The sequence below is a fragment of the Streptomyces rubellomurinus genome (genome assembly GCF_000961885.1).
Taxonomy (GTDB): Bacteria; Actinomycetota; Actinomycetes; order Streptomycetales; family Streptomycetaceae; genus Kitasatospora; species Kitasatospora rubellomurina.
Map to the genome: position 1 here is coordinate 92,215 of NZ_JZKH01000019.1, position 9,031 is coordinate 101,245.

General features: G+C 75.6%; 8 protein-coding genes. 6 read left to right on the plus strand and 2 right to left on the minus strand.

Annotation, left to right across the window (positions count from 1 at the left end; translation table 11 throughout):
* Positions 1–2 precede the first annotated feature (2 nt).
* The 6 genes from VM95_RS12315 to VM95_RS38805 all read left to right on the plus strand — a co-directional run bounded on the left by VM95_RS12315 (position 3) and on the right by VM95_RS38805 (position 6,288).
* The gene (locus VM95_RS12315; protein ID WP_045695396.1) at positions 3–1,850 is read left to right on the plus strand and encodes a VgrG-related protein; all 1,848 of its coding nucleotides are present in this window, start codon (positions 3–5) and stop codon (positions 1,848–1,850) included.
* 68 nt (positions 1,851–1,918) lie between these two features.
* Positions 1,919–2,200 (plus strand): PAAR domain-containing protein, encoded by a 282-nt coding sequence (locus tag VM95_RS12320; RefSeq protein ID WP_045695399.1) that lies wholly within the window; start codon positions 1,919–1,921, stop codon positions 2,198–2,200.
* 8 nt (positions 2,201–2,208) lie between these two features.
* The gene (locus tag VM95_RS12325) at positions 2,209–2,628 is read left to right on the plus strand and encodes a GPW/gp25 family protein (RefSeq protein ID WP_045695402.1); all 420 of its coding nucleotides are present in this window, start codon (positions 2,209–2,211) and stop codon (positions 2,626–2,628) included.
* Positions 2,628–4,577, plus strand: a complete 1,950-nt coding sequence (locus VM95_RS12330; protein WP_045695403.1) for a putative baseplate assembly protein — start codon at positions 2,628–2,630, stop codon at positions 4,575–4,577. Before VM95_RS12325 ends, VM95_RS12330 begins: the two co-directional genes overlap by 1 nt.
* A 6-nt stretch (positions 4,578–4,583) precedes the next feature.
* Positions 4,584–5,216, plus strand: a complete 633-nt coding sequence (locus VM95_RS12335) for a phage tail protein (RefSeq protein ID WP_045695405.1) — start codon at positions 4,584–4,586, stop codon at positions 5,214–5,216.
* Positions 5,203–6,288 (plus strand): discoidin domain-containing protein, encoded by a 1,086-nt coding sequence (locus VM95_RS38805; RefSeq protein ID WP_157882075.1) that lies wholly within the window; start codon positions 5,203–5,205, stop codon positions 6,286–6,288. Before VM95_RS12335 ends, VM95_RS38805 begins: the two co-directional genes overlap by 14 nt.
* A 42-nt stretch (positions 6,289–6,330) precedes the next feature.
* Here the strand turns inward: VM95_RS38805 and VM95_RS12350 are convergent, their stop codons facing one another.
* Positions 6,331–6,900: a GNAT family N-acetyltransferase gene (locus VM95_RS12350; RefSeq protein ID WP_045695410.1), complete on the minus strand. Its 570-nt coding sequence runs from the start codon at positions 6,898–6,900 to the stop codon at positions 6,331–6,333.
* Positions 6,901–7,006: 106 nt separating this feature from the next.
* Entirely contained in the window at positions 7,007–8,863 is a 1,857-nt protein-coding gene (locus VM95_RS12355; RefSeq protein ID WP_045695412.1) for an AfsR/SARP family transcriptional regulator, read from the minus strand.
* Between the last annotated feature and the right edge of the window lie 168 nt (positions 8,864–9,031).

Genomic DNA, 9,031 nt, shown 5'->3' on the forward strand with positions numbered 1-9,031 from the left:
CCATGGCCGGCGAGGGCTTCGCCAACACGCTCACCGTCGAGGTCGACGGCCGGCCGCTCGCGCCGCCGGTCGCCGAACTCCTGGTCTCCGCCCACGTGGACGACAGCCGCCGGCTGCCCGGCCTGTTCGTGCTGCGCTTCCGCGACCCGCACCACCTGGTGCTCGGCAAGACGGGCCTGACGATCGGCACCCCCGTCAAGCTCTTCGCCCGCTCCGGGGACGACCCGGCGCGCGAGCTGCTGCTCTCCGGCGAGGTCACCGCGCTGGAGGTGGACGCGGACGCCACCGGCACCTTCACGGTCGTCCGCGGCTTCGACCACTCCCACCGGCTCCTGCGCGGGCGCCGCGTGGCCGGCTACCGCCAGATGACGGTCTCGGACATCGTCACCGTCGTCGCCCGCCGGGCCGGACTGCCGGTCGGCACGGTGGACGCCACCACCACCGTCCTCCAGCACGTCGCCCAACCCGGGATCACCGACTGGGAGTTCCTGAACCGGCTGGCCGTGCGGACGGGATCCGAGGTGTCCGTGGAGGACGGCAGGTTCCACTTCCGCCGCCCCACCCCGGCCGCCGGCGCGCCGGACCCGGCCACCCCCGTCCGTTCCAGCCCGTTCGTGCTGGAGCTCGGCCGCAACCTGCTGCGCTGCAACGCGGTCGTCACCTCCGCCGACCAGGTGCGGGAGGTCGAGGTGCGCGGCTGGGACGTCCGGGCCAAGCGCGCGGTGGTCGCCCACGCGCCGGCCGGCGGCAGCGACCTGCTCTCCCTCGGGCTGACGCCGCGCAAGGTGGCCGAACCCTTCGGCGAGGCCGCCTTCCTGGCCACGGACGTCCCGTACGCGGCGCAGCCGGAGGCCGACCACGCCGCCCGGTCGCTCGCCGCCGATCTCGCCGCCTCGTTCGCGGAGCTGTCGGCGGTGGCGATGGGCATCCCGAAGCTGCGGGCCGGCAGCGCGGTGGCCCTGACCAACATCGGGGCGCCGTTCGAGGGCAAGTACACCGTCACCGCCACCCGGCACGTCTTCGACCCGGGGGTCGGCTACCAGACCTGGATCACCGTCAGCGGCCGCACCGACCGCTCGCTGCTCGGCCTCACCGCCGGCGGGCAGGGGCCGCGCGACCGGGTGGCCGGGCTGGCCAACGCCACCGTGACGGACACCCGGGACCCGGAGCACCAGGGCCGGGTCCGGCTCGCCTTCCCGTGGCTCTCGGACGACTACGTGAGCGACTGGGTCCGCACCGCGCAGCTCGGCGGCAAGGGCGGTGGCGGGGTGTTCGGCCCGGAGGTGGGGGACGAGGTGCTGGTCGGCTTCGAGCAGGGGCTGATCGACCACCCGTACGTCGTCGGCGGCCTCTACAACGGCGAGGACCGGCCGTCCCGGCACGACGTCGAGCTGGTGGACGGGACGAGCGGTGCGCTCAACCGCCGCTCGCTGGTGTCCCGCAGCGGCCACCGCCTGGAGCTGCTGGACGCCGCCGCCGGGCCCAAGGGCGTCCGGGTGGCCACCGGCGACGGCAAGCTCACCCTGCACCTGGACGCGAAGGGCACGACGATCGTGGTGCACAGCGACGGCTCGGTGGAGATCGACGCCGGGCAGAAGGTGACCGTCAAGGCCGGCCAGGGCGTCAGTGTGGACGCCGGGCGGGGGGCGCTCGAACTGGCCGGCGACTCGGTGCGGGTGACGGCCCGTAGCGGTGTCCAACTGGACGGCGGCGCAGGCGCGTTGAAGCTGCAGACGCAGGGGCAGGTGGACGTCAGCGGCACGACGGTCGGGGTGTCCGGGTCCGCCAGTACCGAGATCAAGGGCGGGGCGACCTGCTCGATCAGCGCCGCCCTCGTCAAGATCAACTAGCTCGCCCGGGGAACGCCCGTCGAGCAAGCGCCCGAAGATCCGCCCGCCGAAGGAATGGAGTCTCACCGATGCCACCTGCCGCCAGGGTAGGCGACCCGACCGGGCACCCGGGCATGCTCGCCCCGCCCGGAGTCCCGACCGTCCTCATCGGCGGGCAGCCGGCGGCCGTGGTCGGCACCCCGCACGTCTGCTCCTTCCCGCCGCCCGCCGTCCACCCGCCGAACGCGGTCGCCCCGCCCGGCTGCCCGACGGTCCTGATCGGCGGCCTGCCCGCGGCCCGCCTCGGCGACCTCGCCGCCTGCGGCGCGCCGATCACCGCCGGCTGCCCGACCGTCCTGATCGGCGGGTGAGCGCGGCGATGGGACAGCAGTTCATCGGCGCCGGCTGGGCCTTCCCCGTCCGCACCGACCCGACCGGATCGATCGCCCTGGTCACCCAGGAGCGGGAGATCGAGGAGAGCATCCGCCTGATCCTCTCCACCGCGCCGGGCGAGCGGCCGATGCGCCCGCTCTTCGGCTGCGCGATCCACGACCACGTCTTCGCCCCGGCCGACAGCGCCACCGCCGGCCTGCTCGCCTACGAGGTGCGGCTCTCCCTGGAGCGCTGGGAGCCGCGGATCGACCTGGAGGACGTGACCGTCGGCTTCGACGCCGTCGACTCCGGCACCCTCTACATCGACATCCGCTACGCCCTGCGCGGCACCAACGACCCGCGCAACCTGGTCTTCCCGTTCTACGTCATCCCCGCCCACGCCCCCGACGAGCCGGGGAGCGCCTGATGCCGCTGCCCCAGCCCAACCTGGACGACCGCCGCTTCCAGGACCTGGTGGACGAGGCCAAACGGCTGGTCCAGCAGCGCTGCCCGGAGTGGAGCGACCACAACGTCTCCGACCCGGGCGTGACCCTCATCGAGGCCTTCGCCCAGATGGTCGACCAGCTGATCTACCGGCTCAACCGGGTCCCGGACAAGAACCACCTCGCCTTCCTCGACCTGATCGGGGTGCGGCTGCTGCCGCCCGCCGCGGCCCGCACCGACGTCACCTTCTGGCTCTCCGCCCCGCAGCCGCGGGCGGTCCCGGTGCACGCCGGGACGGAGGTGGCCACCGTGCGGACCGCCACCGAGGAGGCGGTGGTCTTCTCCACCGAGCGCGAACTCTCCATCGAACCCTGCGCGTTGGCGCACCTCGCGACCTCCTCGCAGGGCGCGCCCCCGGCCGACCGGGACGCCGAACTGGCCGCCGGCCGCGGCACCCCCTGCTTCGCCCCCACCCCGCTGCCCGGCGACGTGCTGCTCTTCGGCCTCTCCCAGGCGGTGCCGCACTGCCTGGTGGCCCTGCGCCTCGACTTCCCGGTCAGCGGGCACGGCATCAACCCCGACCACCCGCCGCTGGCCTGGGAGGCCTGGACCGGGGACGGCTGGACCGGGTGCGGTGTCCACCGCGACACCACCGGTGGCTTCAACCGGCCCGGCGACGTGATCCTCCAGCTGCCGCCCGACCACACCGCCTCCGTGGAGGCCCGGCACCGGGCCGGCTGGCTGCGCTGCCGGATCACCGCCCCCGTCCCCGGCCGGCCGTCGTACTCCACCGCGCCGGTGCTGATCTCCGCGGAGGCGTTCACGGTCGGCGGGACGACGATCGCCGTCCACGCCGAGCACGTTCGGGACGAGGTCCTCGGCCGCTCGGAGGGGCTGCCGGGACAGAGCTTCACCCTCGCCCGGCCCCCCGTGGTCGCCGGCGGCGAGCCGGTCACCGTCGAGATCACCACCCCGACCGGGGTGGAGGAGTGGCGGGAGGTGGAGCACTTCGGCCGCTCGACCCCCGAAGACCACCACGTCCGGCTCGACCGCAGCACCGGCGAGCTCACCTTCGGCCCGGCCCTGCGCGAACCGGACGGGACGCTCCGGCAGTACGGCGCGGTGCCGCCCGAGGGCGCGCCGATCCGGATCCGCTCGTACCGCACCGGCGGCGGGCGCCGGGGCAACCTGGCCCGGGGCGCGCTCGCCGTCCTGCGCAGCTCCGTCCCGTACGTGGCCCGGGTGGAGAACCCGCGCCCGGCGGAGGGCGGCGTGGACGGCGAGGACGTCGAGGGCGCCCGGCTGCGCGGTCCGATCGTGCTGCGCACGCGGGGCCGGGCGGTGACCGCCGAGGACTACGAGGAGCTGGCCCGCGAGGCCGCGCCCGCCGTCGGCCGGGTGCGCTGCGTGGCCGACGAGGAGGGCCCGGACGCGGGCGGGGTCCGGGTGCTGCTCGTGCCGGCCGCCGCCGACGACGGCGAGGGCCGGCTCTCCTTCGGTCAACTCGCCTGCTCGCCCGAGCTGTTGGAGCAGGTCACCGGCTACCTGGACGAACGCCGGCTGCTCGGCGCGCGCCTGCTCGTCGAACCGCCGCACTACCAGGGCGTCACGGTCGTCGCCTCCCTGCGGGCCAAACCGCGCAGCTCGCCCGGCCGGCTCCAGCGCGCCGCCCTGGCCGCGCTGCACCGGTACCTCAACCCGCTCACCGGCGGACCGGACGGCACGGGCTGGCCCTTCGGCCGTCCGCTGCACTCCGGCGAGGTGTTCGCCGTGCTGCAGCGACTGCCCGACGTCGAACTGGTCGAGAGCGTCCGGCTGTTCCCCGCCGACCCGGAGCGCGGCCACCGCGGCGAGGCCACCGACCGGATCCGGCTGGCCCCGCACGCCCTGGTGTTCTCGTACGAACACCAGGTGCGGGTCGTGGCGGAGTGAGGGCCGGTGACCGCACAGCCGCACGGACGGGGGCTCGTCCCGGGCCTGCGCTCCCGCCACCCGCTCGGGGCGCAGCTACCCGGCGTCTACGCCGCGGACGGCGACGACCGGCGGGAGAACGCGTTCCTCCAGCAGTTCACGGGCGCGCTGGACGAGGTGCTCGCCCCGGTCCTCTGCGCCCTGGACAACCTGGCCGCCTACTTCGACCCGAGGCTCGCGCCGCCGGACTTCCTGGCCTACCTGGCCCAGTGGGTGGGGGCGTCGACCGGGCCGGAGCTCCCGCCGGACCGGTTGCGGGCGGCCGTCGCGTACGCGGCCCCGCTGCACGCCGTCCGGGGCACCCGGGCCGGGCTGGCCGCGCAGGTGCGGCTGGCGTTCGGGGCGGAGCCGGAGATCGAGGAGAGCGGCGGCGCACGGTGGTCGGCGCGGCCGCAGGCGCCGCTGCCGGGGTCGCCGGAGCCACGGCTGCTGGTGCGGCTGCGGGTGGCGGACCCGGCGGCGGTGGACCTGCGAGCGCTGCGGGAGCTGGTGGCCGCCAACCGGCCGGCCCACCTGCCGTTCACGGTCGAGGTCGTCCGGGCGGCGGGGCCCGCGACGGCCGGGGAGGCTTCAGGGGAGGGGCACGATGACGACGTGTGAGAACTGCGGGCACCCGTGCGTGCGGGGCGAGGACTTCTGCGGCACCTGCGGGGCGTACCTGTCGTGGGAGGAGGAGCCGGCGGCCGAGGAGAAGCCCACGGCTTCGGCGCCGCCGTCCTCGTCCGCTGCGCCGACGCCCACGGTGTCGCCCGCGGTGACGCCGCCCGTCATCCCGCCACGGCCGACCGACCCGCCGCAGGCCGCTCCGCCGCAGACCGCTCCGCGCCGGGCCGACCCGCCGCAGGCCGTCCAGCCGAAGCCCGTCCGGCCGGGCGAGGAGGCCCCGCCGCCTCCGCCGCGCCCGGCCGAGCCGGAGGAACGGGAGCCGATCGCCCCGGGCGACCTGATCTGCGGCCGGTGCGGCACGGGCAACGTGCCGAGCCGCCGCTACTGCCGCCGGTGCGGCGGCCTGCTGGAGGACGCCCGGGTCGCGCCGAAACCGCCGTGGTGGCGCCGGCCGTTCGTCCGCCGCCCCAAGACCGGTCCGGTCGTCGGCGACCGCCCCCGCGTCCGCCCGCCGCGCCGCCCGAGGTTCGTCGTGCCGCTGGTGCTGCTGGTCCTGCTCGGGGTCGGGGGCTACGCCTTCCGCGACGAGCTGGCGTCCGGAGTGGAGGTCGTCCGGGACCGGTTCGCCACGCCGCAGCAGATCCACCCGACCGCCGTCCGGGCGTCCAGCGAGGACCCGGCGCACCCGGCGGCCCTCGCCGTCGACGGGACGACGGACCGGTACTGGGCGCCCGCCCGTCCGGGGAACGGGATAGGCGAGTTCCTGGAGATGGACTTCCCGGGCCCGTTCCGGCTGCTCGACCTCGTCGTCCACCCGGGGATCTCGCCCAACGCCGAACAGTTCCTCACCCAGGCCCGCCCGCAGCGGCTCACCGTCACCCTGACCGGCTCGGACGGCAAGGTCACCACCCGGACCGTCAACCCGGCCGACGCTCCGGGGGAGCAGCGCTTCCATCTCGCCGTCGGCGGCGTGGTGCGGATCAGGCTGACGATCGACGGCGCCTACGGTGCCGCTCCGGACCGTCGCGTCGCCGTCGCCGAGGTGGAGTTCTTCGAGCGGCCCTGACCCCGGCCTCGCGGCGGCGGTCGCCGCCGTGCCTCGCGGCGCCTACGCCTGCCGCCGCTCCCACTGCTCCTTCGTGATCTCGTACCGCACACCCCCGTGCTCGGAACCCTCGACCGCCATCATGTGGTCCGGCGTGGGAATGTGCTCCGCGAGCGTCATCCCGAGCTTCTCCATGACGTTGCGCGAAGGCCGGTTCACGGTCATCGTCTCGGCCCAGACCATGCGGATGCCGAGCTCGGCGAACCCCTTCGCCAGCAGCGCCTGCGAGACTTCGGTGGCGTAGCCCCGGCCCCAGGCCGCCCGGCGCAGGCGATAGCCGAGTTCGGCCTCCTCGCGCGGGCCGCTGCGCAGCGGACGCAGGCAGAACCAGCCGACGAACGCGCCGCCGTCCTTCTCGTACGCGGCGAACAGGCCGAGGTCGTGGTTCCAGCGCTCGTAGCCGGCGAGGATGCTGGGGATGGCGCGGTCGCGGACGTCCTCCGGCGGGGTCGGCGCGCCGCCGGTCAGGTAGCGCATCACCGCCGGGTCGCTGTCCAGCTCGATCAGCAGGTCCGCGTCGGCGGCGGCGAAGGGGCGGAGGGTCAGGCGCTCGGACGCGAGGTAGGTGGTCACGTGAGGATCATGGCCGAGACGGGTCGGACGGGCCAGGGAGTTTTCGGGCCGCCGTTTCCGTCACCGGTTGGCGTGCCGGAGGGGCCGCAGCATGACACGGCCGCCGTCACGTCACGCCCGAGGACCCGCCCGTGTCGCTCCCCACGTCGTCACCCCGCCCCTCCGGCACGGCTGCGTCGACGACGGCGTCGGCGGCCGGAAGGCCGAGCGAGAGCAGCATCCGCGCGTGGCCCTTGCGGCTGCGCTCGGCCGCCGCGGTGTCACCGCGCCGCTCGTGGGCGGCGATCAGGGTCTGCCAGGCGTCGTCCCGGAACGGGTCGATCTGGACGCTGCGCGCCGCCGCCCGTGCGCCGTCGAGCGGCCGGCCGCGGGCGAGTTCGAGTCTGGCGAGGACCAGCGCCGCCTCGGCCGCCGCCCGCTGGTAGTGCTCCCTGCGGGCCACGACCCACTCCGCCGGGCCGTCCTCGGGCAGCAGCTCCCCGGTGTACGCCTCCAGGGCGGAGCGCAGGGCCCGCGCCGCCGCGTCCGGACGGCCGGCCGCCTCGGCCCGCAGCCCCTCGGCCAGCGCGGTCTCGAACCGGCGCAGGTCACAGCTGCCGTCCGGGGGCAGGCGCAGCAGGTACGCCTCGCCGGAGCGCACCAACAGCTGCGAGCCGCCGCGGGTGATGCCGGGCTCCAGGAACCTCCTCAGCGCGGAGACCGCGACGTGCAGGCAGCGGGCGGCGGTCGCCGGTGGGCGCTCGGGCCAGAGAGCCTCGGTCAGCAGCTCCCGGTGGACCGGCTGGCCGGGGTGGATCGCCAGCACCCGTAACAGCGCCCGGGCCCGCGGCCGGATCGTCGTCCAGTCCAACTCGCGCTCGCCCAGGGTGAGTTCGAAGCATCCGAAGCAGCGCAGCGACAACGGCGGCGAGCCGGAGGGGAGTTCGCGCACGGGCGCTGGCACTGACGTCGGCGCCGGCGCCGGCGCCTCGGGCCGGAGCCGGACGCGCTCCCGCCCTTCGCCGCCGGGCCGTGCGGATCGACGGTGCAGCAGGTGGTCGCGCAGCAGCGGGCCCCAGTGGAAGCTGCAGTCGGAGTGCTCGCGCCGGAGCAGTCCGCGCTCGTCCGCCAGCACGTCGAGCGTCCAGGCGCTCTCCGAGCCGCCGACCAGTGCGTCGCACCCCGCGGCGTCCAGCCGGGGCAGCGGGCTGACCTGCTCCAGGAACCGCACCAGCCGCTCCGGCAGCGGCCGGATCACCTCGCGCTCCAGGTAGGTGCGGGTGAGCGAGCCGGCCACGGCGGCGAGTTGCGGGGCCGTGCCCGTGGCGGCGGGGTGCAGCAGCGCCGGGTGGAGCAGCCGCAGCGCCGCGGGCCAGCCCTGGGTGATCGCCTCCACCTCGGCCACCCGGCGCCCGGAGAGCCGGCTGCCGTACACCTCGCGGAGCAGGCGGCGGACCTCGTCGGCCCGCAGCCGCAGGTCGGCCGGCCCCAGCACCGTGCTCGCGGCGAGCTCCCAGCGGGTGAGGTTGAACAGCGGCAGTCGCTGACCGGCCAGCAGCAGGCGGAGGTTGGGCGGCGCGAGCAGCGCGATCTCCTCCAGCACCGACTCCGCCTCGGTGCCGTGGATCAGGTGCAGGTCGTCGACCACCAGCAGCACCGGCTCCGGCCGCCGCTCCACCCGGCGGAGCAGGTGCGCGACGGTGGCCGGCCCGCAGGCCTCGCCGAGCCCGTGGTGGACGGCGGAGAGCAGCGCCGCGGTGCCGGTCGTGCCGCGCGAGGGGCGCCACCGCAGCACGGAGCCCCGGAAGCGTTCCAGGTGCTGCGCCAGCAGTGTCGTCTTCCCGTAGCCGGCGGGCGCCACGAGCAGCGTCAGGGCGCCGGGCGCGGAGCGGTCGAGCAGGTCCAGGAGACGGTCCCTGGTCAGCCAGGGGGGTCGTACGGTTTCCCCGGAGATCTCCGGGTCTTCGGCAGGGCGGACGTGCATCGCCGGTCAGCTCCCCCCGTAGCGGTAGGGCGACGATTGTGATCACTCAGTGTGATCGCTTGGTAGAGTACTGGATACCGACCATGATGTCCCCGGATATGTCGGGCTCCGATCAACCGTTATGCGAGCGTGCTGACGCCGACCGCCCGGGAGACGGCGGGGGAGGGC